General features: G+C 68.1%; 25 protein-coding genes. 15 read left to right on the forward strand and 10 right to left on the reverse strand.

Annotated elements, in window-relative coordinates; all coding sequences use genetic code 11:
• Positions 1-10: 10 nt before the first annotated feature.
• From lipB to ACK4IU_RS07510, 7 genes are all read left to right on the forward strand, one after another.
• Positions 11-769, forward strand: a complete 759-nt coding sequence (gene lipB, locus ACK4IU_RS07480; RefSeq protein ID WP_409733418.1) for a lipoyl(octanoyl) transferase LipB — start codon at positions 11-13, stop codon at positions 767-769.
• A 93-nt stretch (positions 770-862) separates the two neighbouring features.
• The gene (locus tag ACK4IU_RS07485; protein WP_409733249.1) at positions 863-1,273 is read left to right on the forward strand and encodes a c-type cytochrome; all 411 of its coding nucleotides are present in this window, start codon (positions 863-865) and stop codon (positions 1,271-1,273) included.
• Positions 1,274-1,480: 207 nt separating this feature from the next.
• Positions 1,481-3,160: a cytochrome c oxidase subunit I gene (gene ctaD, locus ACK4IU_RS07490; RefSeq protein WP_409733251.1), complete on the forward strand. Its 1,680-nt coding sequence runs from the start codon at positions 1,481-1,483 to the stop codon at positions 3,158-3,160.
• A gap of 74 nt (positions 3,161-3,234) precedes the next feature.
• Positions 3,235-4,185: an alpha/beta hydrolase gene (locus ACK4IU_RS07495; protein ID WP_409733254.1), complete on the forward strand. Its 951-nt coding sequence runs from the start codon at positions 3,235-3,237 to the stop codon at positions 4,183-4,185.
• A 17-nt stretch (positions 4,186-4,202) separates the two neighbouring features.
• The gene (locus ACK4IU_RS07500) at positions 4,203-4,688 is read left to right on the forward strand and encodes a DUF2244 domain-containing protein (RefSeq protein ID WP_409733257.1); all 486 of its coding nucleotides are present in this window, start codon (positions 4,203-4,205) and stop codon (positions 4,686-4,688) included.
• Positions 4,689-4,761: 73 nt separating this feature from the next.
• A protein-coding gene (locus tag ACK4IU_RS07505) for an IS5 family transposase (protein ID WP_409733259.1) occupies positions 4,762-5,531 on the forward strand; the annotation gives its coding sequence in 2 pieces (ribosomal slippage) (positions 4,762-5,098 and positions 5,098-5,531; 771 coding nt in all).
• Positions 5,532-5,647: 116 nt separating this feature from the next.
• Positions 5,648-6,040 carry a hypothetical protein gene (locus ACK4IU_RS07510; RefSeq protein ID WP_409733262.1) on the forward strand — a complete coding sequence of 131 codons (393 nt, stop codon included), beginning with the start codon at positions 5,648-5,650 and terminating at the stop codon, positions 6,038-6,040.
• A 72-nt stretch (positions 6,041-6,112) separates the two neighbouring features.
• On the opposite strand, the gene ACK4IU_RS07515 is transcribed toward ACK4IU_RS07510, so the two are convergent.
• Positions 6,113-6,571 carry a GatB/YqeY domain-containing protein gene (locus ACK4IU_RS07515; RefSeq protein ID WP_409733265.1) on the reverse strand — a complete coding sequence of 153 codons (459 nt, stop codon included), beginning with the start codon at positions 6,569-6,571 and terminating at the stop codon, positions 6,113-6,115.
• A gap of 181 nt (positions 6,572-6,752) precedes the next feature.
• Here ACK4IU_RS07515 and carA point away from each other — a divergent pair, with 181 nt between their 5' ends.
• A complete protein-coding gene (carA, locus tag ACK4IU_RS07520) occupies positions 6,753-7,907 on the forward strand; it encodes a glutamine-hydrolyzing carbamoyl-phosphate synthase small subunit (protein ID WP_409733267.1) in 1,155 nt (384 codons plus the stop codon).
• A gap of 169 nt (positions 7,908-8,076) precedes the next feature.
• A complete protein-coding gene (locus tag ACK4IU_RS07525) occupies positions 8,077-9,849 on the forward strand; it encodes a glycosyltransferase (protein ID WP_409733269.1) in 1,773 nt (590 codons plus the stop codon).
• 47 nt (positions 9,850-9,896) lie between these two features.
• On the opposite strand, the gene ACK4IU_RS07530 is transcribed toward ACK4IU_RS07525, so the two are convergent.
• Positions 9,897-10,532, reverse strand: coding sequence for a GntR family transcriptional regulator (locus tag ACK4IU_RS07530; protein WP_409733271.1), 636 nt, complete (start codon positions 10,530-10,532; stop codon positions 9,897-9,899).
• Between the two features lie 96 nt (positions 10,533-10,628).
• Here ACK4IU_RS07530 and ACK4IU_RS07535 point away from each other — a divergent pair, with 96 nt between their 5' ends.
• From ACK4IU_RS07535 to ACK4IU_RS07545, 3 genes are all read left to right on the forward strand, one after another.
• Positions 10,629-11,276: a pyrimidine 5'-nucleotidase gene (locus tag ACK4IU_RS07535; protein WP_409733275.1), complete on the forward strand. Its 648-nt coding sequence runs from the start codon at positions 10,629-10,631 to the stop codon at positions 11,274-11,276.
• A gap of 70 nt (positions 11,277-11,346) precedes the next feature.
• Complete coding sequence (locus ACK4IU_RS07540) at positions 11,347-11,598, forward strand: hypothetical protein (RefSeq protein WP_409733278.1); 252 nt, start codon at positions 11,347-11,349, stop codon at positions 11,596-11,598.
• Positions 11,599-11,662: 64 nt separating this feature from the next.
• Positions 11,663-12,868, forward strand: a complete 1,206-nt coding sequence (locus tag ACK4IU_RS07545; protein ID WP_409733280.1) for a UbiH/UbiF family hydroxylase — start codon at positions 11,663-11,665, stop codon at positions 12,866-12,868.
• Here the strand turns inward: ACK4IU_RS07545 and ACK4IU_RS07550 are convergent.
• The 4 genes from ACK4IU_RS07550 to ACK4IU_RS07565 all read right to left on the reverse strand — a co-directional run bounded on the left by ACK4IU_RS07550 (position 12,865) and on the right by ACK4IU_RS07565 (position 16,135).
• Positions 12,865-13,989: an aminotransferase class V-fold PLP-dependent enzyme gene (locus tag ACK4IU_RS07550; protein WP_409733283.1), complete on the reverse strand. Its 1,125-nt coding sequence runs from the start codon at positions 13,987-13,989 to the stop codon at positions 12,865-12,867. The two genes, ACK4IU_RS07545 and ACK4IU_RS07550, sit on opposite strands and share 4 nt — an antisense overlap.
• Before the next feature lies 1 nt (position 13,990).
• Positions 13,991-15,094 carry a mandelate racemase/muconate lactonizing enzyme family protein gene (locus ACK4IU_RS07555; RefSeq protein WP_409733285.1) on the reverse strand — a complete coding sequence of 368 codons (1,104 nt, stop codon included), beginning with the start codon at positions 15,092-15,094 and terminating at the stop codon, positions 13,991-13,993.
• 103 nt (positions 15,095-15,197) lie between these two features.
• Positions 15,198-15,680 (reverse strand): Lrp/AsnC family transcriptional regulator, encoded by a 483-nt coding sequence (locus ACK4IU_RS07560; protein ID WP_409733287.1) that lies wholly within the window; start codon positions 15,678-15,680, stop codon positions 15,198-15,200.
• The gene (locus ACK4IU_RS07565) at positions 15,677-16,135 is read right to left on the reverse strand and encodes an Lrp/AsnC family transcriptional regulator (protein WP_149589152.1); all 459 of its coding nucleotides are present in this window, start codon (positions 16,133-16,135) and stop codon (positions 15,677-15,679) included. The genes ACK4IU_RS07560 and ACK4IU_RS07565 overlap by 4 nt, the downstream gene beginning before the upstream one ends.
• Positions 16,136-16,262: 127 nt before the next feature.
• Here ACK4IU_RS07565 and ilvC point away from each other — a divergent pair, with 127 nt between their 5' ends.
• Both ilvC and ACK4IU_RS07575 read left to right on the forward strand, forming a co-directional pair.
• Positions 16,263-17,285, forward strand: a complete 1,023-nt coding sequence (gene ilvC / locus ACK4IU_RS07570) for a ketol-acid reductoisomerase (RefSeq protein ID WP_409733289.1) — start codon at positions 16,263-16,265, stop codon at positions 17,283-17,285.
• Between the two features lie 103 nt (positions 17,286-17,388).
• Positions 17,389-17,700 carry a hypothetical protein gene (locus tag ACK4IU_RS07575; protein WP_409733291.1) on the forward strand — a complete coding sequence of 104 codons (312 nt, stop codon included), beginning with the start codon at positions 17,389-17,391 and terminating at the stop codon, positions 17,698-17,700.
• On the opposite strand, the gene ACK4IU_RS07580 is transcribed toward ACK4IU_RS07575, so the two are convergent.
• Entirely contained in the window at positions 17,697-17,927 is a 231-nt protein-coding gene (locus tag ACK4IU_RS07580; protein ID WP_409733293.1) for a hypothetical protein, read from the reverse strand. The genes ACK4IU_RS07575 and ACK4IU_RS07580 overlap by 4 nt on opposite strands.
• Positions 17,928-18,098: 171 nt before the next feature.
• Here ACK4IU_RS07580 and ACK4IU_RS07585 point away from each other — a divergent pair, with 171 nt between their 5' ends.
• Positions 18,099-18,875: a hypothetical protein gene (locus tag ACK4IU_RS07585; RefSeq protein ID WP_409733296.1), complete on the forward strand. Its 777-nt coding sequence runs from the start codon at positions 18,099-18,101 to the stop codon at positions 18,873-18,875.
• 129 nt (positions 18,876-19,004) lie between these two features.
• Here ACK4IU_RS07585 and ACK4IU_RS07590 read toward each other — a convergent pair whose 3' ends face one another.
• From ACK4IU_RS07590 to folP, 3 genes are all read right to left on the reverse strand, one after another.
• Positions 19,005-19,817 (reverse strand): hypothetical protein, encoded by an 813-nt coding sequence (locus ACK4IU_RS07590; protein ID WP_409733298.1) that lies wholly within the window; start codon positions 19,815-19,817, stop codon positions 19,005-19,007.
• A 175-nt stretch (positions 19,818-19,992) separates the two neighbouring features.
• Positions 19,993-21,336, reverse strand: coding sequence for a phosphoglucosamine mutase (gene glmM, locus ACK4IU_RS07595; RefSeq protein ID WP_409733300.1), 1,344 nt, complete (start codon positions 21,334-21,336; stop codon positions 19,993-19,995).
• A complete protein-coding gene (gene folP, locus ACK4IU_RS07600; RefSeq protein WP_409733302.1) occupies positions 21,333-22,352 on the reverse strand; it encodes a dihydropteroate synthase in 1,020 nt (339 codons plus the stop codon). Before folP ends, glmM begins: the two co-directional genes overlap by 4 nt.
• Between the last annotated feature and the right edge of the window lie 8 nt (positions 22,353-22,360).

The raw sequence follows: 22,360 nt of genomic DNA on the forward strand, positions 1-22,360 counted from the left end.
CTCAAATGAAATACATTGCGGCTACCAGCCTACCACGGGTTCGGCATATGAGAAGTCGGGATTTCTTCCACAATCGAGCGAACGGAGACCTCAGATGGTCGACTGGACCCACATCCCCGGCCTGGCCCCCTACCCCGAGACTCTCGCGGCGATGGAGGCTCATGTCGCCGCGATGAATGCCGGGACCGCGGGCGAGGCGATCTGGCTGCTGGAGCATCCGCCGCTCTACACCGCAGGCACCTCGGCCAGGCCGGCCGACCTGATCGCACCGGACCGCTTCCCGGTCTTTCCCGTCGGTCGCGGCGGGCAATACACCTATCACGGCCCGGGCCAGCGCGTGATCTACACCATGCTTGACGTGAAGGCGCGCGGGCAGGACGTGCGCTGCTTCGTGCGCGAGCTGGAACGCTGGGTCATCGATACCCTGGCGGAGTTCAACGTGAAGGGCGAGATCCGGCCCGGCCGCGTCGGGGTCTGGGTCACCCGGCCCGACAAGGCGCCGAATCCCGACGGCAGCCCGCGCGAGGACAAGATCGCCGCCATCGGCATCAAGCTGCGCCGCTGGGTCAGCTTCCACGGCATCTCGATCAACGTCGAGCCCGACCTGTCGCATTTCGACGGCATCGTCCCCTGCGGCATCCGCGACCATGGCGTGACCAGCCTTGTGGACCTGGGCCTTCCCGTGACGATGGCCGATCTCGACGCGGCTCTGATGGCCACCTTTCCGCGCCGTTTTCAGGGCCGTTGCGCCGCACAGGATGTCGCATAGCACCAAGATGCTATTGCATATCACGCGCAGCAGGCCCCATGTTCCGGCCGTGGAGGCGCCAGGCAAGGGCGCTCCGGGACACATGAGGACACCATGAAGAAATTCATCCTGCTTGGCTTGAGCGTCGCTTCGCTTGCGGCACCTGCCTTCGCTGGCGACCCTGCCGCAGGCGAGGCGGAATTCAAGAAGTGCAAGGCCTGCCATTCGATCGTCGCGCCGGACGGGACCGAGATCCAGAAGGGCGGCCGCACGGGGCCGAATCTCTATGGCGTCATCGGCCGGGGCATCGCCTCGGACCCGGACTTCAAGTATGGCGAGTCGCTCGCCGCGCTCGGCGCGACCGGGGCCGTTTGGGACGAGGCAAGCCTCGCGGCCTACACCGCGAATCCCGTCGAGTACCTGAAGACAGCGCTTGGCGATCCTGCGGCGAAATCCAAGATGTCGTTCAAGCTGGCCGCGGGCGGCGAGGACGTGGCGGCCTACCTCGCCTCGGTCGCCCAGTAATTCCGCAGCCCTTCGGCAGCCCATTCGGGCGCGGCACCGGTCACGGGCCGCGCCCTTTGCATTTTCCTCGCAATTTCTGCCGCCTGCGGCAAAGTCGTGCATTGCGACCTGTCCCGCGCACCGCTAAAGACTGAAGCATAAGGGAACCGGGCAACCTGCGTGCGGGTCGCTAACGGGAAAACGGAACGACGCAAGCGGAGGACGCCAATGGCAGACGCAGCCATCCATGGCCACGAACACCACAGACCCGGGTTCTTCACCCGCTGGTTCATGTCGACCAACCACAAGGACATCGGGATCCTTTATCTGTTCACGTCGGGCGTGGTCGGCCTGATCTCGGTCATCTTCACCGTCTACATGCGGATGGAGCTGATGGAGCCCGGCGTGCAGTACATGTGCCAGGAAGGCGCGCGCTTCGTCGCCGATTCCGCGGCCACCTGCACCCCGAACGGGCATCTGTGGAACGTGATGATCACCTATCACGGCGTCCTGATGATGTTCTTCGTCGTGATTCCCGCGCTGTTCGGCGGCTTCGGCAACTATTTCATGCCGTTGCAGATCGGCGCGCCGGACATGGCCTTCCCGCGGATGAACAACCTGTCCTACTGGCTTTACGTCGCCGGGACCTCGCTGGGCGTGGCCTCGATGCTCTCGCCGGGCGGTGGCGGCGACCTCGGGCCCGGCTCGGGCGTGGGCTGGGTGCTCTACCCGCCGCTGACGACGACGGCCGAAGGCGGCTATGCGATGGACCTGGCGATCTTCGCCGTCCACCTGTCGGGTGCCTCGTCGATCCTGGGCGCGATCAACATGATCACCACCTTCCTGAACATGCGCGCGCCGGGTATGACCCTGCACAAGGTGCCGCTCTTCGGCTGGTCGATCTTCGTGACCTCGTGGCTGATCCTCCTGTCCCTGCCCGTGCTGGCCGGGGCCATCACCATGCTGCTCACGGACCGCAACTTCGGCACCACCTTCTTCACGCCCTCGGGCGGCGGTGACCCGGTGCTCTACCAGCACATCCTGTGGTTCTTCGGCCACCCGGAAGTCTACATCATCATCATCCCCGCCTTCGGGATCATCTCCCAGGTCATCTCGACCTTCTCGCGCAAGCCGATCTTCGGCTACCTTCCGATGGTCTACGCGATGGTGGCTATCGGCGTCCTCGGCTTCGTCGTCTGGGCGCACCACATGTACACCGCCGGCATGTCGCTGACCCAGCAGTCCTACTTCATGCTGGCGACCATGGTCATCGCGGTGCCTACCGGCATCAAGATCTTTTCGTGGATCGCGACGATCTGGGGCGGGTCGGTGGAGTTCAAGACCCCGATGCTCTGGGCCTTCGGCTTCCTGTTCCTGTTCACCGTCGGCGGCGTGACCGGGATCGTCCTGAGCCAGGCCCCGGTGGACCGTGCCTACCATGACACCTACTATGTCGTCGCGCACTTCCACTATGTGATGTCGCTGGGTGCAGTGTTCGGGATCTTCGCCGGCATCTACTTCTGGATCGGCAAGATGTCGGGCCGGCAGTATCCGGAATGGGCGGGCAAGCTGCACTTCTGGATGATGTTCATCGGCTCGAACCTGACCTTCTTCCCGCAGCACTTCCTGGGCCGCCAGGGCATGCCGCGCCGCTACATCGACTATCCGGAAGCCTTCGCCTACTGGAACTGGTTCTCCTCGGTCGGTGCCTTCATCTCCTTCGCCTCCTTCGTGTTCTTCATCGGTGTCGTCTTCTACACGCTGCGCTTCGGCCAGCGCGTGACCGAGAAGAACTACTGGAACGAATACGCCGACACCCTGGAATGGACCCTGCCCTCGCCGCCGCCCGAGCACACCTTCGAGCAGCTGCCCAAGCAGTCCGACTGGGACAAGAGCCACGCGCACTAGGCGCATGACCTGATCAGGGGGCCCCGGGCTGCAGGCGCACCCGGGGCCCTTTCCTTTCCTGAAGGGGCCTTCCGATGCGAATCGTCGTCTTTCTGGTGGTGCTCGGGCTTGTGGCACTCCTCGGCTATGTGGGCATCACCGGCTACTTCCTCGCCCATGCCGCCGCGGGCCTCCTGAAGGTCGGCCCCGTCGCGGCCGTCCTGGCCACGGCGGAGCCTCCCGGCGACCCGCAGGCGCTGGGATACCGTGGCGACCCGATGCAGGCGCTGTCACTGCCCTTCAGCACCGTGGACATCGAGACGCCCCTCGGCACCGCCGAGGCCTGGCTTGTCCCCGCCGCCGGTCCCGAGACCGGCCGCGCAATCTATGTCCACGGCATCGCCGGCGCGCGCGAGGACGGCTATCGCATCCTCTCCCTTCTGCACGAGGCGGGCTGGTCGGTGCTTCTGATGACCTACCGCAATGACATCGGCGCACCGACCTCGCCCGACGGAAGCTACGGGTTCGGGCTCAGCGAATGGCCCGACCTTCAGGCCGCAGTGGCGCAGATGGCCCCCGACGAGAGCACGCCCGGCCTGTTGGTCGTCGCCGACTCCATGGGGGGCGCGATCCTGGGGCAGTTCCTCGGGCAAAGCCCGCTGGCCGGACGGGTGCGCGCCGTGGCGCTGGACAGCCCGGCGCTCAGTTTCGCGGCGGTTGTCGACCATCTCGCGGCACAGGGGGACAAGCCCCTGCGCAGCGTCATCGCCTGGACGGCCAGGCAGATCCTGCCTTTTCAGTCCCCCCTGCCCCTCGCCCAGGCCGAGGTCGGCGCGACCTTCCAGGCGTTTGCCGGCCCGATGTTCATCGCCCATGGGACGGGCGACCGCATCGTGCCGGTCGGACCGAGCCAGGCGCTCGCCGCCGCGCGGTCGGCTCCGACCGTCAGCCTCTGGACAGAGGCCGGCCACCTCGGCTCATATGCCGGGGATCCGGCTGCCTACCGCGCCGCATTCACCGACTTCCTGAAACGCATCACTCCCTGACGCCCCTTGATCCGCCCATGCCCTACGAATGGCTCCCCGCCGATGGCCCGGAACAGCGCCTGCACCTCTGGCCGTACCGCTCCCTGACCCAGCGCGGCTTCGTCTGGTTCATCGGCGCGACCGCCGCCCTGATCGCCGTCCCGCTGATCGGCACCATCGGCAGCCCGGTGCTCTGGGCGCTCCTGCCCTTCCTCTTGGCGGCGATCTGGGCGATCTGGTTCGCGCTGCGCAAGAACGGCCGCGACCGCGACATCGTCGAGGACCTGGTGCTCGCCCCCGGCCAGGTCACGCTGACCCGCCACGGACCGAGGGGCCGCCGCCAGGACTGGGAGGCCAACCCCTACTGGCTGCGGGTGACGCTGCACAAGACCGGCGGCCCGGTGCCGAACTACCTGACGCTGAAGGGCGAAGGCCGCGAGGTCGAACTGGGCGCCTTCCTGTCGGAAGAGGAACGCATCGCGCTGAAGGAAGAGCTGACAAGCCGGCTTCTGGCCCTGCGTTAGGGTCAGGACCCGTTAATCGTCTTGAGGTCGCCCGGCGCGCGTGATTCATGCTCCCGAACTGACGGGGGTGATGATGACCAACTTGTTCTGGCTGACCGACGAGCAGATGGAGCGGTTGAAGCCGTTCTTCCCGAAAAGCCATGGCAAGCCGCGGGTCGATGACCGACGTGTGCTAAGCGGCATAATCTTTATCAATCGCAATGGGTTGCGGTGGTGTGATGCGCCCCATGAGTATGGTCCACCCAAGAGCCTCTACAACCGCTGGAAGCGGTGGGGCGACATGGGGGTGTTCGCCCGGATGATGGAGGGGCTGGCCTCCGAAGGCGGCGAACAGAAGGTCGTCATGATCGACGCGACCTACCTGAAGGCGCATCGCACGGCCTCGAGCCTGCGGGCGAAAAAAGGGGGGCCGACGATCAGCGCGGGCGCCTGATCGGGCGCACGAAGGGCGGGCTGAACACCAAGCTGCATGCCGTCACCGACGCGAAGGGTCGTCCGCTGAAGTTCTTCATGACCGCAGGCCAGGTGAGCGACTACACCGGCGCGGCGGCCCTGCTGGGCAGTTTGCCCGCAGCGGAATGGCTGATCGCAGATCGGGGCTACGATGCCGACTGGTTCCGGGACGCGTTGAAAGACAAGGGGATACGTCCCTGCATCCCCGGCCGGAAGTCTCGCGGGAAGACTGTCCGCTACGACAAGCGACGTTACAAGCGACGCAACCGGATCGAGATCATGTTCGGTCGTCTGAAGGACTGGCGCCGGATCGCGACCCGCTACGACAGATGCGCAAAGACCTTCCTCTCCGCCGTGGCCCTCGCAGCAACCGTCCTGTTCTGGCTTTGAACATCAATGAGTCTGGAGCCTAGGGGAATTACCTTGCCCCACAAATGTAATGGCGCCTCCAAGCTTTTGCCGCACGGCGGGATCACCGCTATTTGAGCACAACCCATGGAAACGCCATGATCCGACTCGCCCTTGTTGCCGCCGCCTTTCTCTCCCTCGCAGCCCCCGCGACGGCGTTCGAAATCGCCTTCACCTGGGACGGGCTAAAATCCTGCACCTCGGGAAATCCCAATACCGTCGTCAATCCGCGCTTCATCCTGAAGGATGTGCCGGAGGGGACCAAGTTCATCCGCTTCAAGCTGGTCGATACCAATGTGCGCGAATTCGACCACGGAGGAGGAGTAGTTACCTACAATGGCGAAAGCGTGATTGAGCCGGGCGCATTCAAGTACAAGAGCCCATGTCCCCCCAGCGGGTCGCACAAGTACGAGTGGACCGCTACGGCGCAAAGCAAGAAGTCGGGCGGGAAGCTGGGCATCGCCAAAGCGGCGCGGCGCTATCCGGAATAGTGCGCTCAGGCGAACGGGTTGCCGGGGCTGACTGATCAGCCCCGGTCACGCTGGCGGGAGGGCGTCGCCGGTCTACCCCAGCCGCGCCTTGACCAGCGCGCCAACGGCACCGAAGTCCATCTGCCCGGTATGGCGCGCCTTCAGCGCCGCCATCACCTTGCCCACGTCGCGGATGCTCGCGGCGCCCGTCTCGGCCACCGCCGCATCCACCGCCGCGGCGACCTCGGCCTCGTCCATCTGGCGCGGCAGGAATTCCTGGATCACCGCGATTTCCGCCAGTTCCTTCTCGGCCAGCTCCAGCCGCCCGCCTTCCTCGTAGGCCCGGGCCGATTCCTGGCGCTGCTTCACCATCTTGCCCATGATCTGCAGGATCTCGGCCTCGCCCACCTCGCCCGCGTCGCCTTCGCCCCGCAGGGCGATCTCGCGGTCCTTGATGGCGGCGTTGATCAGGCGCAGCGTCGAGAGGCGGTCGGCCTCCTTGGCCTTCATGGCCTCCTTGAGGGCCGTCTGCAGACGGTCGCGCAACAGCATGGCAGGTCTTTCCGATAGTTTCCCCAAGTTGTCCACAATACCCCGAAGCGGCCCCGACCGCAACCTCAGCTGGATTTGTCAAGGCATTGATATAAATACATAATCCTTTTCGCATCCGCCCTTGACCCTGCCCCGCCCACCCCTTAGTTTCCGCGCAATTTCGCCCACAGGAGAGTCGCCCATGCCCGCCCCGCGCGATGCTACCGCCTGCCTCGCCCTGGCCGATGGCACGATTTTCTACGGCAAGGGCTTCGGCGCCACCGGCGAGACGGTCGCGGAACTCGTGTTCAACACCGCGATGACCGGCTACCAGGAGATCATGACGGACCCCTCCTATGCCGGCCAGGTCGTCACCTTCACCTTCCCCCATATCGGCAATGTCGGCGTCACGCCCGAGGATGACGAGACCGGAACCCCCGCCGCCGCCGGCATGGTGGTGAAATGGGACCCGACCGAGCCTTCGAACTGGCGCGCGACCGGGGAACTGACCCAGTGGCTCGCGAAGATCGGCCGCATCGGCGTCGGCGGGATCGACACCCGGCGCCTGACCCGCGCGATCCGGCAGCAGGGCGCGCCGCATGTGACGCTGGCGCATGACCCCGAGGGCAAGTTCGACATCGAGAAGCTCGTGGCCAAGGCCCGGGCCTGGAAGGGCCTCGTCGGCCTCGACCTCGCCAAGGAGGTCACCTGCGCGCAAAGCTATCGCTGGGATGAGAAACGCTGGGCCTGGCCCGAGGGCTATACCCGCCGCGAAGGCCCGGGCTTCAAGGTCGTTGCCGTCGACTACGGCGCGAAGCGCAACATCCTGCGCTGCCTGGCCTCGGTCGGCTGCGACGTTACCGTCTTGCCGGCCACCGCCACCGCTGAGGACGTGCTGGCGCTGAACCCCGAGGGCGTGTTCCTCTCGAACGGCCCCGGCGATCCGGCCGCGACCGGCGCCTATGCCGTGCCGATGATCCAGGGCGTCCTCGCGCGCGACCTGCCGCTCTTCGGCATCTGCCTCGGCCACCAGATGCTGGCGCTGGCGCTCGGGGCCAGGACGCGCAAGATGAACCACGGCCACCACGGCGCGAACCATCCGGTCAAGGACCTGACCACCGGCAAGGTCGAGATCACCTCGATGAACCACGGCTTCACCGTCGACGCAGACACCCTGCCGAAGGGCGTGTCCGAAACCCACGTCTCGCTCTTCGACGGCACTAACTGCGGCATCGCGGTGGATGGCAAGCCTGTCTACTCGGTGCAGTACCATCCCGAAGCCTCACCCGGGCCCCAGGACAGCTTCTACCTGTTCGAACGCTTTGCCGCCGCCATGCAGTCCCGCCGCGCCGCCTGAGACGGAACCGGCAGGATTAACCGCCCTTTAACCAGACGCACGCAGACTGGGCTCCACAAGCTGGGAACCCGGTATGGCGCTTGCCCGACGTGCAATCGAAGATCGCTCCTCCGCCCCGGTCCGGGGACCGCGCCGGTTTGCCGTCGGTGCATCGCTCTTGCGCGAAGGCGTGGTCGCACCCGATGACATGCTGTCCGTCCTGTCGCATCAGGGGCGCGAGGCCGGGCGCCTGCCCGACGTGCTGCGCGCGCGCGGGCTGGTGGTCGAACGCGATCTACTCGGCGTCGATGCCCGCAATCACGGCATCCGGCTCGTCGATCTGGACAGCGCGCTGCCCGATCCCCGCCTGATCGACGCGGTTGGCGTGCAGGACTGCCTGCGCCACGGGCTTGTTCCCTGGCAGCAGGTCGGCGACGTGACCATCGTCGCCACCTCGCGGCCGGCCGAGTTCGAGCGCCTCCGCCCGATGCTCGAGGCGCGGCTCGGCCCTGTCGCCGCCGGCATGGCGTCGGGCAGGTCGATCCTCGACGCGATCCATGCCCGGCGCGGGGACCGGCTGGCGCGCGCCGCCGAAAACCGTGTCGCCGCCGCCGAAAGCTGCCGCTCCTGGCCACGGCTGCACCAGGCACCGCTGGCAATGGCCTGCCTGGGTCTGATCCTCGCCGGGCTGATCTTCGCCCCCCTCGCCACCGGCCTTTTCGCCCTGACCTTCGCGGTCGTGTCGCTGGCCTGCCTGACCGCCCTGAAGATTGCCGCCACCCTGGCCGCGCTGCGCCCCGCCGGTGCGGCACCCGATCCCGCCAGCGATGCGATCCCGCCCGTCGTGTCGATCATCGTGGCGCTCTACCGCGAAGGCGACATCGCGCCGCGCCTCGTCCGCCGCCTCGCCCGGATCGACTACCCGGCCGAGCTGCTGGATGTCATCCTCGCGGTCGAGGCCGAGGATACCGTCACCCTCGACGCGCTGGCGCAGGCCGAGCTGCCGCCCTGGATGCGGGTGGTCGTGGTGCCGGACGGCCAGGTCAAGACCAAGCCGCGCGCGCTGAACCATGCGCTCGACCATGCGCGCGGGGCCATCATCGGGGTCTATGACGCCGAGGACGCGCCCGAGCCCGACCAGCTGCGCAAGGTCGTCGCCCGGTTCCAGCGGTCGGGGCCCGAGGTCGCCTGCCTGCAAGGCGTGCTCGACTATTACAATCCCCGTACCAACTGGCTGTCGCGCTGCTTCACCATCGAATATGCCGGCTGGTTCCGCCTGGTGCTGCCGGGGCTGGCGCGGCTGGGGCTTGTCGTGCCCCTCGGCGGCACCACGCTCTTCTTCCGCCGCGACGTGCTCGACCGTCTCGGCGCCTGGGATGCCCACAACGTGACCGAGGATGCCGATCTCGGCATCCGCCTCGCGCGGCACGGCTACCGGACCGAACTGATCGGCACCGTCACCCACGAAGAGGCGAACTGCCGCCCCCTGCCCTGGATCAAGCAGCGGTCGCGCTGGATCAAGGGCTACATGATGACCTGGGTCGTGCACATGCGCGCGCCCCGGCAGCTCTGGCGGCAACTCGGGCCGCGCGGGTTCCTCGGCTTCCAGGTCCTGTTTCTCGGCACCATCGCGCAGTTCCTGCTGGCACCGCTCCTGTGGTCCTTCCTGCTCCTGTCCTTCGGTCTTGCACACCCGCTGTCGGCCGTCCTGCCCACGGCAGCGATCTGGGCCATCGCCGGGATCTTCTTCCTGTCCGAGGCGACCAACATCTTCGTCGGCGCGCTTGGGCTCAGCCGGACAAGGCATGACCTCAGCCTGCTCTGGGTCCTGACACTCAAGGTCTATTACCCGCTGGCCTCGCTTGCCGCCTACAAGGGCCTTCTGGAACTGGCCACCCGCCCGTTCTACTGGGACAAGACCACGCACGGCCTCTTCGATCATGCGGTCGGCGACAAGGACTGACCCGGTCCGAGGCAGAAACCCGGTTGCCCGACCAGCCGTCCTCTGCCTCAGCGCATGCGCAATTCGCCCGCGTCCACCCGCAGCCGGGTCTCGAAGGCCTGGCTGATATGCGACTTCAGCGCCTGATAGGCCGCCTCGCCATCGCCCGCCTCGATCGCCGCGACGATCTGGGCATGTTCGGCCAGCGCCACCTCGTCGCGGCCCTCGGCAGCAAAGGAGGTGTTCGCCATCAGCGCCATCGACCGATGCACGAGGTCCAGCTGCTGCACCAGAAAGCGGTTGTGGCTCGCGAGGTGGATCTGCTTGTGAAACCGCTTGTTCGCCCGGCTCAGCGCCTTGGGGTCCCCGCCCAGAAGCGCGCGGTCCTCGGCGACCATGCTTTTCAGCACCCGCACCTCCTCGGGCGTGGCATGGCGCGCCGCCAGCCGCGCGGCCAGCCCCTCCAGCTCGGTGCGGACGGCATAAAGCTCGGCCAGCTGGTTATGGTCGAGGCTCGCCACGATCAGGCTCCGCCCGTCGCGCGTCAGCATCGCCTGCGTCTCCAGCCGCTGCAGCGCCTCGCGCACCGGGGTGCGGCTGACCCCCAGCCGCTCGGCCAGCTCGCTTTCGACCAGCCGGTCGCCGGGCTTGTAGACCCCGGCCTCGATCGCTTCCATGATCAGCGTATAGGCGTCTTTCTGCACCAGTTCCGTCCCCCCTGCGCGGCCCGGACCATAAGCCGCGCCGCACCCCGCGATCAACCCTTCCCAATGCCGCAGCCCCGCACTACACCCAGACCCATGCCGAAACAGGATTTCGCCCACGTCACCACCTGGGTCTTCGACCTCGACAACACGCTTTACCCGCCCGAGATGCGGCTCTTCGACCAGATCGAGGTCCGCATGACCGACTGGGTGATGCGGGCGCTGAAAATCGATCGCGCGCGGGCCGACCACCTGCGCGCCTATTACTGGCAGACCTACGGCACCACGCTCGCGGGGCTGATGCGCGAACACGACGTGGACCCCGGCCCCTATCTGACCGAGGTGCATGACATCGACTTCTCGGTCCTGGCGCCCGATCCGCGGCTGGCGCGCGCCATTGCCGGCCTTCCCGGTCGCCGGATCATCTACACCAACGCCTGCGCGCCCTATGCCGAGAAGGTCCTGGCCGCTCGTGGCCTCGCCGGCCTGTTCGACGCGATCTACGGCGTCGAGCATGCCGATTTTCACCCCAAGCCCGATGCGCAGGCCTTCGCCACCGTCTTTGCCCGCGACGGCCTCAACCCCGCGCGCGGCGCGATGTTCGAGGACGACAGCCGCAATCTCGCCGTGCCGCACGGCCTGGGGATGAAGACCGTCCATGTCGCACCGGCACCGCAGCCCGCCGACCACATTCATCACCACACCGACGACCTCGCTGCCTTCCTGGTCCGACTTGCGGGGTGACAACCGGTCACATCCCCTCGCTGTGCGGCTGCCCTAAATAGCAGCTGGATACAACAGCACAGGACGCCCGATGACCCTTGCCACCACCGACCTCGCCCGCCGCCCCTCCCTGCCCGGCCGGATCGCCCGCAGCCTTCCCGTCGTCGGTCCCGTGATCCGCGACATCGAACGCGAGGCCGACAGCCTCTTCTACCTGTTCGTGATCGCCCTGACCGCGCTCGTCCTGGCGATCAAGACCTGGGGCCTGCCCGCGCTGGTGCTGACGGCGGTCGGCTTCGTGCCGGTGATGTTCGTCATCCTCGTGATCCTCGCGCGGCCCTGAGACGACCTGTCCACTGGCCCCCCGCAGCCCGCTGACCTATGCTGTTGACCAGAGGGGGGCCTTCATGCGCGAAACCACCGACATCCTGATTTCCGGCGGCGGCGTGGCCGGCCTGACGGCCGCCTGCGCCTTCGGCTCTGCCGGCTTCCGCGTGATCTGCGTCGATCCCGCGCCCCCGGTGACCGCCGCCGACGACGATGGCGCCGATCTGCGCACCACGGCCTTCCTGCAACCCTCGATCCCGGTGCTGCGCGCCTCGGGGCTCTGGTCGCGCCTCGAACCCCATGCCGCGCCGCTTCAGGTGATGCGCATCATCGACGCCGGCGGCCCCGAGCCCGAGGCGCGCCTGACGCGCGACTTCGACGCCGCCGACATCTCGGACGCGCCCTTCGGATGGAACCTGCCGAACTGGCTTCTCCGGCGCGAGATGGTCGCGCGCCTTGCCGAATTGCCGAATGTCAGCTTCCGTCCCGGTGTCGGTTTCGCCCGCATGCTGCCGCGCGAGGCGGAAGCCCTAGTCACCCTGACCGATGGCACGCAGGTCTCGGCCCGGCTGGTGGTCGGCGCAGACGGCAGAACGTCTCCGGTGCGCGAAGCCCTCGGGATCGCAGCGCAAACCATCCGCTACGGCCAGAAGGCGCTGGCCTTCGCCGTGGCCCACGACCTGCCGCACCAGAACGTCTCGACCGAGGTCCACCGGACCGGCGGCCCCTTCACCCTCGTCCCCCTGCCCGACCGCGACGGCCGCCCGGCCTCGGCCGTCGTCTGGATGGACAGAGGACCGGAGATCGCCCGCCTGGCCACGCTTCCCGTCCCCGCGTTCGAGGCCGAGATGACCGCCCGTTCCGCCCATGTCCTCGGGCCGCTTACCCTGATCTCGCGGCGCTCGGTCTGGCCGATCATCAGCCAGCTGGCCGACCGGCTGTCCGGCCCGCGCGCGGTGCTGATCGCCGAGGCCGCGCATGTCGTCCCGCCGATCGGCGCGCAAGGCTTGAACATGAGCCTCGCCGACCTGGCCGCGCTGCTGGCTCTGGCCGAGTCGCACCGCGAAGATCCGGGCAAGGCCGCGGTCACCGATGCCTACCACCGCCAGCGCCACCTAGAAGTCCGCGCCCGCGTGACCGGAATCGACCTTCTGAACCGCGCCTCGATGGTCGGGGCGCCTGCCCTGCGCGACCTGCGGGCGAAGGCTCTGGAAACGCTGCACTCTGTCCGGCCCGTGCGACAGATCCTGATGCGGGCTGGCCTCGGGGCCGGCCGACCGGGCTAAAGCACCGCGTCGACCGCCCGCTTCAAGCGTGCCACCGTCGCGTCGACGTCCTTCAGCTTGTCCAGCCCGAAAAGCCCCAGCCGGAAGGTCTTGAACTCCGGCCCCTCGCCGACCTGCAAGGGCACCCCGGCCGCGATCTGCAAGCCCTCGCCCCGGAACTTCGCACCGTTCTGGATCTCCGGGTCCGCGGTATAGCTGACGACCACCCCCGGCGCCTGAAAGCCCTCTGCCGCGACCGATGGAACCCCCTTCTCGGCCAGCATGGCCCGGACCGCCCGCCCCAGCGCCCATTGCGCGGCCTTGGCGGCCTCGAACCCCATCGCCTTCGTCTCCACCATCGCGTCGCGGAAGCCCAGGATTGCGTCGGTCGGCATCGTCGCGTGATAGGCATGGCCGCCCTTCTCGTAGGCCTCCATGATCGCGCGCCACTTCTTCAGGTCCAGCGCAAAGCTGTTCGACGCGGTCTCGGCCAGCCGCGCCTCCCCCGCCGGGGACAGCACCACGACCCCCGCGCTGGGAGAGGCCGACCACCCCTTCTGCGGCGCCGAGATCAGCACATCGACCCCCGTCGTGGCCATGTCCACCCAGATGCAGCCCGAGGCGATGCAGTCCAGCACCATCAGCGCACCCACCTCATGCGCGGCCCCCGCCATCTGGGCGATGTAGTCGTCGGGCAGGATGATCCCCGCCGAAGTCTCGACGTGCGGGGCGAAGACCGCCTCGGGGCGGACCTCGCGGATCTTCGCCACAACCTCCTCGATCGGCGGCGGGGCGTAGGGCGCCGTCGCACTGTTCCCGGTCTGCCGGGCCATGACCACCGTCGTCTCGGCGGCGAACCCGCCCGCCTCGAAGATCTGCGTCCAGCGATAGCTGAACCAGCCGTTGCGGACGATCAGCACCCGGCCCTTGCCGAACTGCCGCGCGACGGCCTCCATCGCATAGGTGCCGCCCCCGGGGACCAGCGCAACAGCCGATCCCGCGTAGACCTCTTTCAGCATGCCCGAGACATCGCGCATGACCTGCTGGAACCGCGCCGACATGTGATTGAGCGAGCGGTCGGTGAAGACGACCGAAAACTCCTCCAGCCCCTCGGGGTCGATGTGCGCATGCAGTCCGGGCATCTCAGGTCCTTTCCGAAACCTTGTGGCGGGCGCGGGCCAGCCAGTCGGGGTTGATCTCCACCCCCCAGCCGGGGGCCTCCGTCACCGTGGCATGGCCGTCCTCGATCCGGTAGGGGTCGCCGAGGAACAGGCCGTCCTGCCACGGATAGTAGTCCAGCCCCTCGATGGAAAACTCAAGGTACTTGCCGGGGTTCGGGATCGACCGCAACAGGTGCATGGTGCACAGCGTCACCAGCCCGAGGTTCGCCGCATGGGGCGTGATCGGCAGACCCGCAGCCTCGCCCATCCGGCACACCTCCAGCGTTCGGCAGATGCCGCCGAGATACAGGATGTCCGGTTGCAGGATGTCCACCGCCTTGTGTTCGATCGCCAGCTGCCAGGCGGTAAACTCGCAATCCTGCTCGCCGCCCGCCACGTCAAGGGTCAGCGCGGCGCGGACCTCGGCGGTCTGGTCCACCTCCCAATAGGGACAGGGTTCCTCGAAATGGCCGATGCCGTGATCTTCCAGCATCCGGCCGACCTCGATGGCGCGGGCCGGGGAATAGCAGGAATTGCCATCAACCAGTTTCTCAACTGTCGGCCCGAGCGCCTTGGAAACAATGGGAATTACCGCTTCGGTCCGCCCCGGCCATTCGTCCTGGTCGCGCCCCACTTCCGCCCCCACGCGCCACTTGAAGGCGGTGAAGCCATGCGCGTCGCGCAGACGCCGGAAACGCTCCGCCTCGGCCTCGGGCGTGATGTCGCGCTTCATCGACGACGCATAGGCTCGCACCTTTCCCGGGCTTCCGCCCAGCAGCGAGACCACCGGCTTCTCCGCGACCTTCCCCCGCAAATCCCAGACCGCCGTATCCAGCCCCGCCTGCGCCCGGCGGAGGTAACTGCCGGGGAACTTGTGCTCGCGCTCGAAGATGCGGCGCAGCGTGTCCTCGAGGTCCTCGACCCGAGTGCCAAGCGCATAGGGGGCCACCTGCCGGTGGAAGATTTCCGCCGTGATGTCCGCCTGATAGGTCGAACACTGGCCCCAGCCCACATCGCCGGTATCCGCCGTGACCTTCACGAAGCAGACGTATTGCGTATCGAAGGTTTCCAGCTTCGCGATCTTCATGGCCTCTCCCGGGTTCCGCTCGTCGTGCGCCTTCGGCTTCTCCTCGCCAGCGACGAGCGCATGAAATGCGACGAGGAGCGGCCCCGACCCTAGCCGCCAAAGATCACGCTTTCCCGACCGTTTCCGCCACCCCGAGGGGTCCGGGGCGACGTTCCTCGGTCAGAAGCACGTTGGCCTCGACGTTCCCAACCCCCGGCAGCGTCATGATCCGCCGCCGCAGCACGCGCTCGAAATCCGCGATGTCGCGGGCCGCGACCCGCAGGCGGTAGTCGAACAGTCCCAGCACATGCTGCACCACCTGCACCTCGGGAATCGCCTGCACCGCGCGCTCGAAATCCTCAAGGCTCACCCGGCCCTTGGTGGCAAGCTTGACGCCAAGAAACACCGTGACCCCGAAGCCCAGCGCCGCGCGGTCCACCTCGACCGCCAGCCCCTGCAAGACCCCCGCCTCCTCCAGGCGCCGCACCCGCCGCCAGGCCGCAGGCTGCGACAGGCCGAGCCGCCGCCCCAACTCCCCGGCCGACAGCGTGCCGTCCGCCGCCAGCGCCCGCAGGATCGCCCGGTCGGTGTCGTCGAGATCGATCACAGCGGAAGCCCCCCCGTCTCCTTGATCGTCGCCACCAGCATCAGCGCCTCGACCTCGGCGATATGCGGCAGGGTCAGGATCCGGTCGCGGTAGATGCCGGTCCAGTGGCCCATGTCGCGGGCGATCACGTTCAGCCGCACATCCACCCGGCCGAGGAAGGTCTCGATCCCGATGACCTCGGGCACCTCGCGCGCCGCCGCGATGAATTCGTCGAAGGCGCGCGGGTTGGTCTTGTCCAGCGTGAAGCGAAGCGAGACCTCGACCGCATAGCCCAGGGCCCGCCAGTCGATCCGCGCCCCTTCCGACCGGATCACGCCGCCCGCCCGCAGCCGGTCGAGCCTGCGCCACAGCGTCGCGGGCGTCACGCCCGCGCGCTCGGCCAGCACCGCGCGCTCCAGCCCCGGCTCGGCAAGCCAGTGGCGCAGGATGCGGCGGTCGGTGTCGTCGATCTGCATGAAATTTCCGTCGAATGGCGTTTTCAGGAATGATCCTTCGCACATTCTCCGGTAATCGTCAAAGATTGCACGGGTTGCGCGGCGGAAATCCCTATTGTCGCGCCATCGACACCAAGGAGGACGCCCGATGCGCGTTTACTACGACCGCGACTGCGATGTGAACCTGATCAAGGACAAGAAGGTCGCCATTCTCGGCTACGGCTCCCAGGGCCATGCCCATGCGCTGAACCTGCGCGACAGCGGCGCGAAGAACGTCGTCGTCGCCCTGCGCGAGGGCTCGCCCAGCGCAAAGAAGGCCGAGGCCGAGGGCCTGAAGGTCATGGGCATCGCCGAGGCCGCCAAGTGGTGCGACCTGATCATGTTCACCATGCCGGATGAACTCCAGGCCGCGACCTACAAGCAGTATGTCCACGACAACCTGCGCGAAGGTGCGGCCATCGCCTTCGCCCATGGCCTGAACGTGCACTTCGGCCTGATCGAGCCGAAGAAGGGCGTCGACGTCATCATGATGGCGCCGAAGGGCCCCGGCCACACCGTGCGTGGCGAATATGTCAAGGGCGGCGGCGTGCCCTGCCTTGTCGCCGTCCACCAGGACGCGACCGGCAAGGCCATGGAAATCGGCCTCTCCTACTGCTCGGCCATCGGCGGCGGGCGTTCGGGCATCATCGAGACCAACTTCCGCCAGGAATGCGAAACCGACCTCTTCGGTGAGCAGGCCGTGCTCTGCGGCGGCCTCGTCGAACTCATCCGCATGGGCTTCGAAACCCTGGTCGAGGCCGGCTACGAGCCGGAGATGGCCTATTTCGAATGCCTGCACGAGGTGAAGCTGATCGTGGACCTGATCTACGAAGGCGGCATCGCCAACATGAACTACTCGATCTCGAACACGGCCGAGTATGGCGAATATGTCTCGGGTCCGCGCATCCTGCCGCGCGAAGAAACCAAGCGGCGGATGAAGGAAGTTCTGCACGACATCCAGACCGGCAAGTTCGTCCGCGACTTCATGCAGGAAAACGCCGTCGGCCAGCCCTTCTTCAAGGCGACCCGCCGGCTGAACGACGAACACCAGATCGAGAAGGTGGGCGAAAAGCTCCGCGCCATGATGCCGTGGATCGGCAAGGGCAAGCTGGTGGACAAGGCGCGGAACTGATCCCGGCCTCGCGGCAAGGAAAAGGGCGCCCCGCGGGCGCCCTTTTTCGTTGCCCCCGGCCGCGCGACGGGCTTTACCGGAGCGGAGAGACGGAAGGCCGAAGATGCGCAGATGGATCCCCGTAGCCCTGATCGCCCTGGCGATCCTGTGGTTCGTCCTGACCAATGTCGGGGCCTCGATGGCCCTGAACGACCTCGCCAGCCGCCCGATCACCGGCTTTGCCCGCGAGGGCGCGACCATCCCCGTCCAGCCCAGCGGCCGCGCGCCCTTGCCGGGCGAGGCGCGCGGGGTCGCAGGACAGGGCACGATGTTCGGCCTCAGCCTCGTCTTCGCCCTGCCCGACGGCGGCCTCGTCACCTGCACCCAGCGGTTCACCCGCCTCAGATGCAGCGACGGCTGGCAGGCGCTCCGCTAGACCAGTGGCACGACCCGGCGCCGCAGCATCTCCACCCGCCGCGCCCGCACCTCCAGCGGCAAGAGGAACGCCACGCCGCCATATTTCCCGTCCTTCGCCAGGGTCGAGACCGGCGCATTCGGGTCGCGCATCCGGTCCCTGGTCCGCTCCTTCGAGATCAGCGCCAGCACGGCCACCGCCAGCAGGGTGAACAGCGACAGGAATGGCACGATGGCTCCATCAATCATCTTCGCCTCCATGGGTCAGGGGCACCCCATCGGTGCCCGTCACCGGGTCAACGGCGCCACCGGCTTCGGGTTCCCTCCCCCATCGCGCGCCCATCGTTTGCCCATCGCTTGCCTTGACAAGTCCCGGCCGCGCCGCGAACCCTTGGCCACCCAACGGCGAGCGCCCGACGCATGACCACCCTGATGATCCTGATGCCCACCGGCGGACAGATCGACACCCCCGCCGTCCACAGCCTGCTGGGCCTGTCCCAGGCCTTGCAGCGCCGCGGCATCCCCTTCGCGCTCAAGACCTACGAATGGTCCGACCTGGTGATCTCGCGCAACTACCTCGTCTCCTGCTTCCTCGCCGACAGGCGGTTCACCCATGCGCTGCTTCTCGACAGCGACATGAGCTACCAGCCGCAGCTCTTCTTCGACCTCCTCGACTTCGACGCCGATTTCACCGTCGCCGCCTACCCCCAGCGCCAGATGCGCTGGCGCGAGTTCCGCGCCGCCATCGAACGCGAGGCCGCAAAACCCGAGGCCGAGCGCGCCTCGACCGCCGATCTTCTGGCCGAGACCTTGCGCTACAACGTCTCCGAGGTGTTCGAGACGGGCGAGCCCTGGCCCTACGAGGTCCGGGGCGGCTTCCGCAAGGTGCCGGGCGCGGGCACCGGCTTCATGCTGATCCGCCGCGCCGTGCCGGAACGGATGGTCGCGGCCGGGGTGGCCCTGCCCGTGCCCGGCTTCAACGGCCCGGGCTATCCGGGCGCCGATTTCCACGATTTCTTCAGCCACCTGCGCGGGCGCGGCGGGGCGGTCATGCACGGCGAGGACACCTCGTTCTGCCGCCGCTGGATCGCCGGCTGCGGCGGCGAGATCTGGTGCCACGAAACCGCGCAGATCACCCATCACGGACTGCTCGCCTATCGCGGCGACTACGCGCTGGCCACCAAGCCGAAAGGCTGACCCGGACGGACCGCTCGTCGGCGACTGCGTCCCTCCTCGCTGCACCCGCCCCCCTGGTCAGGGGACGGATGGGGGTCCGCCCCCGACGAGAAGACGCGGTCGCACGAGGAGGCGTCCGCTCGCCGCCCCTCACTCGCCCGACGGGCTGGGCAGCGCCGCCAGCGCCTCGGCGGGCCAGAGGGCGCGGTCGGCCGGCCAGAGCCGCGGTTGCGCCTCGCCCACCACCGCCCAAGCCGCGAACACGCCCTGATCGACAGGATCGAGGTAGAGGACCGCCCAGTCCTCGTCGCAGGAATACTTCAGGCAGGCCTGCCCCAGATAGCCCGTCGCCGTCCGGTCGCCCGACCCGAGGTCCGAGATCCGCTCGGCAAAGGCCGCATAGTCCGGCCCCAGCCCCGCCTGCAACGCCTCCAGCACCGGGGTCAGCTTCAGCGCCTCGACCGGGTGCTGCCCGGCCAGGCTGTCGAAGGCGTCCCAGCCCAGGCTGCCGGAAAAGGCCACCGGCGGCCCCTGCACGAACCCCTCCGCCGGGGTCCAGGTCCAGACCTCGCCGGGCTCCGAGGGCAGCGGTTCGGTGGAAAAGACCAGCGCATCGGGCCTGACCTCCAGCGCGAACTCCCGGCAGCCCTCCAGCGGGCCGTAGAGCCCCGCCTTGCCGCCCTCGGGCAGCGCCAGCACGAAGGGCGCCGCGCCGCAGGCATTGCCACCCGATCCCGCAACCCCGGTCAGCACGCTCAGCCCGCCCAGCGCCTGCGCGGCCTCGTCCAGGAAGATCACGCCGTTCTCGTGCAGGACCTCGCCATCGACGACCAGCGTGGCGCTGCCCATCCCGTCCTCGGCGACCGTCACCCGGTGGCCTGCGACCTGCCGCTCCTCGGCCAGAGCCGCCGTGGCCCAGACCACCGCGACCAGCGCCAGCCCCCCCGCCCGATCATGCAGCATCCGCGCCTCCCGTCGTTGCAAGCCCCCGGACCCTGCCCGCCCCGCCATCCCCGCGCAAGGCCGGAAAGCCGGAGGGTGGCGTCCGCGAACAAAGCTTGAGACCAGGTTAATGGAAAATCACAAAAACTTGATTTTGCTTTGAAATCCGGAAATGTCCACCGTGGACAGACCCGGCTCAGACCGCCGCTTCCACCGCGCCGACGATCTCGTCCACCACCGCGACCAGCAGCGCCTCGTCCTCGCATTCGGCCATCACCCGGATCAGCGGCTCGGTCCCCGACTTGCGGATCAGGATGCGCCCCCGCCCCTCGATCCGCCGCTCGGCGCCCTCGATCACCTGCCGGACCGAGGCAACCTCCAGGGGCCGCGCTCCGGCCGAAAAGCGGACGTTCTTCAGAAGCTGCGGTACCGTCTCGAAGCTGCGGGTCAGCTCCGATGCGCGCCTGCCGGTGCGCACCATCTCGGCCAGGAATTGCAAGCCGGCAACCAGCCCGTCGCCGGTGGTGGCATAGTCGGTCATCACGATGTGGCCCGACTGCTCGCCGCCCAGGTTGAAGCCGCCCTCCCGCATCCGTTCCACCACATAGCGGTCGCCGACCGCCGTCCGCTCCAGCCGAAGGCCGCGGGCCGCGAGGAACCGCTCCAGCCCCAGGTTCGACATCACCGTCGCGACCAGCGCGCCGCCCTGCAAGCGTCCCTCGTCCGCCCAGCGCGCCGCCAGCAACGCCATGATCTGATCCCCGTCCGCCACCCGGCCGGTCTCGTCCAGGATCATGATCCGGTCGGCATCGCCATCCAGCGCCAGGCCCACATGCGCGCCATGGGCCACCACCGCCTCGGCCGCCGTGTCGGTATGGGTGGATCCGCAGCGGTCGTTGATGTTGGTTCCGTTCGGCGCCGTCCCGATCGGGATGACTTCGGCGCCCAGCTCCCACAGCACCTCGGGCGCGGTGCGGTAGGCCGCCCCGTTCGCGCAGTCCACCACCACCTTCAGCCCGTCCAGCCGCAGGCCGGTCGGGAAGCTCGTCTTGACGAACTCCTCGTACCTGCCCCGCCCGTCGTCGATCCGCTTGGCTCGACCGATGTTTTCCGGCTTTGCGGGGGCGATTTCGCCCTCGATCATCGCTTCGATCTCGGCTTCGGCGGCATCCGACAGCTTGAAGCCGTCCGGGCCGAAGAACTTGATCCCGTTGTCCTGGTGCGGGTTGTGGCTGGCCGAGATCATCACGCCGACATCGGCCCGCATCGACTTGGTCAGGAACCCGACCGCCGGCGTGGGCATCGGGCCCAGAAGCAACACGTTCATGCCCGTGGAACAGAATCCAGCCGTCAGCGCGTTTTCCAGCATGTAGCCGGAAAGCCGCGTGTCCTTGCCGATCACCACCCGATGCGCGCCCGACCCGTCACGGCGGAAATAGCGCCCCGCCGCCGCGCCCAGTTTCAAGGCCAGCTCCGCCGTCATCGGCCAGCTGTTGGCCCGGCCCCTCACGCCATCGGTGCCGAAAAGCTTGCGGCTCATGCCTCGTCCTCCAGATGATCGGTGTTCAACGCCTGCCACAGCCGCAGCGCCTGCCGCGTCTCGGCCACGTCATGCACGCGCAGGACCTGCACCCCCTGCGCCACCCCGGCCAGCGCAGTGGCAATCGAGCCCGGCGCGCGAGTCTCGGGCGCCTCGGCCCGGCCGATCGCGCCGATGAAGCGCTTGCGAGACGTTCCCAGCAGGATCGCACAGCCCAGGCCGTGAAACAGCGACAGCCCGCGGATAAGCGCCAGATTGTGGGCCTGCGTCTTGCCGAAGCCGATGCCGGGGTCGAGCACGATCCGCGTCCGGTCGATCCCCAGCGCCTCGGCCCGTGCCAGCCGCTGGGCCAGCGCGTCATAGACATCCAGAAGCACGTCGCCGTAGAGCGGATTGTCCTGCATCGTCGCGGGCACGCCCTGGGCATGCATCAGGACGACCGGCGCCTCCGACCTGGCGACCAGCGGCCCCAGCGCCGGGTCGAAGTCGAAGGCCGAGACATCGTTGACGATGGTCGCCCCCGCCGCCAGCGCCGCCTCGGCCACCGGCGCCTTGCGGGTGTCGATGCTGATGGGGGCGCTCAGACCCCCGTCCCGCAGCGCCCGGATCACCGGGGCGGTGCGGGCGATTTCTTCCTCCACCGGCACCTCGGCGGCGCCGGGGCGGGTGCTTTCGCCCCCCACGTCGATGATCTCGGCCCCCGCGGCCATGGCCTGCGCCTGCGCCAGCGCCGCCTCGGGCGCAAGGAACCGTCCGCCGTCCGAGAAACTGTCCGGCGTCACGTTCAGGATGCCCATCAGCCGCGGGCGGTCCAGCGTCAGCCCGGCAAAGGCGGGGCGCGGCGCGGTCAGCCGGTGCAGGACCGGCGCGGGCACCTGGGCAGCCGGGATCACCCGGCCCTGGGCCGCGCGCGACAGCAACTCGACCCGGTCGAACCAGCACCAGCCGCCGGCCAGCGCGAAGGCCCCGGCAGGCCGGGCCGGATCGGTCATCGCAATCGGGCGAAAGTATTCCATGGCCCCGG

Source organism: Tabrizicola flagellatus (assembly GCF_046295235.1).
In the GTDB taxonomy this organism is placed as follows: domain Bacteria; phylum Pseudomonadota; class Alphaproteobacteria; order Rhodobacterales; family Rhodobacteraceae; genus Tabrizicola; species Tabrizicola flagellata_A.

Excerpts from the sequence above, each read along its gene's own strand:
- ACK4IU_RS07485 (WP_409733249.1), top strand. The coding sequence starts at position 863 with ATGAAGAAATTCATCCTGCTTGGCTTGAGCGTCGCTTCGCTTGCGGCA.
- ctaD (WP_409733251.1), top strand. The coding sequence starts at position 1,481 with ATGGCAGACGCAGCCATCCATGGCCACGAACACCACAGACCCGGGTTC.
- ACK4IU_RS07495 (WP_409733254.1), top strand. The coding sequence starts at position 3,235 with ATGCGAATCGTCGTCTTTCTGGTGGTGCTCGGGCTTGTGGCACTCCTC.
- ACK4IU_RS07500 (WP_409733257.1), top strand. The coding sequence starts at position 4,203 with ATGCCCTACGAATGGCTCCCCGCCGATGGCCCGGAACAGCGCCTGCAC.
- ACK4IU_RS07510 (WP_409733262.1), top strand. The coding sequence starts at position 5,648 with ATGATCCGACTCGCCCTTGTTGCCGCCGCCTTTCTCTCCCTCGCAGCC.
- ACK4IU_RS07515 (WP_409733265.1), bottom strand. The coding sequence starts at position 6,571 with ATGCTGTTGCGCGACCGTCTGCAGACGGCCCTCAAGGAGGCCATGAAG.
- carA (WP_409733267.1), top strand. The coding sequence starts at position 6,753 with ATGCCCGCCCCGCGCGATGCTACCGCCTGCCTCGCCCTGGCCGATGGC.
- ACK4IU_RS07535 (WP_409733275.1), top strand. The coding sequence starts at position 10,629 with ATGCCGAAACAGGATTTCGCCCACGTCACCACCTGGGTCTTCGACCTC.
- ACK4IU_RS07540 (WP_409733278.1), top strand. The coding sequence starts at position 11,347 with ATGACCCTTGCCACCACCGACCTCGCCCGCCGCCCCTCCCTGCCCGGC.
- ACK4IU_RS07545 (WP_409733280.1), top strand. The coding sequence starts at position 11,663 with ATGCGCGAAACCACCGACATCCTGATTTCCGGCGGCGGCGTGGCCGGC.
- ACK4IU_RS07550 (WP_409733283.1), bottom strand. The coding sequence starts at position 13,989 with ATGCCCGGACTGCATGCGCACATCGACCCCGAGGGGCTGGAGGAGTTT.
- ACK4IU_RS07555 (WP_409733285.1), bottom strand. The coding sequence starts at position 15,094 with ATGAAGATCGCGAAGCTGGAAACCTTCGATACGCAATACGTCTGCTTC.
- ACK4IU_RS07565 (WP_149589152.1), bottom strand. The coding sequence starts at position 16,135 with ATGCAGATCGACGACACCGACCGCCGCATCCTGCGCCACTGGCTTGCC.
- ilvC (WP_409733289.1), top strand. The coding sequence starts at position 16,263 with ATGCGCGTTTACTACGACCGCGACTGCGATGTGAACCTGATCAAGGAC.
- ACK4IU_RS07575 (WP_409733291.1), top strand. The coding sequence starts at position 17,389 with ATGCGCAGATGGATCCCCGTAGCCCTGATCGCCCTGGCGATCCTGTGG.
- ACK4IU_RS07580 (WP_409733293.1), bottom strand. The coding sequence starts at position 17,927 with ATGATTGATGGAGCCATCGTGCCATTCCTGTCGCTGTTCACCCTGCTG.
- ACK4IU_RS07585 (WP_409733296.1), top strand. The coding sequence starts at position 18,099 with ATGACCACCCTGATGATCCTGATGCCCACCGGCGGACAGATCGACACC.
- ACK4IU_RS07590 (WP_409733298.1), bottom strand. The coding sequence starts at position 19,817 with ATGCTGCATGATCGGGCGGGGGGGCTGGCGCTGGTCGCGGTGGTCTGG.
- glmM (WP_409733300.1), bottom strand. The coding sequence starts at position 21,336 with ATGAGCCGCAAGCTTTTCGGCACCGATGGCGTGAGGGGCCGGGCCAAC.
- folP (WP_409733302.1), bottom strand. The coding sequence starts at position 22,352 with ATGGAATACTTTCGCCCGATTGCGATGACCGATCCGGCCCGGCCTGCC.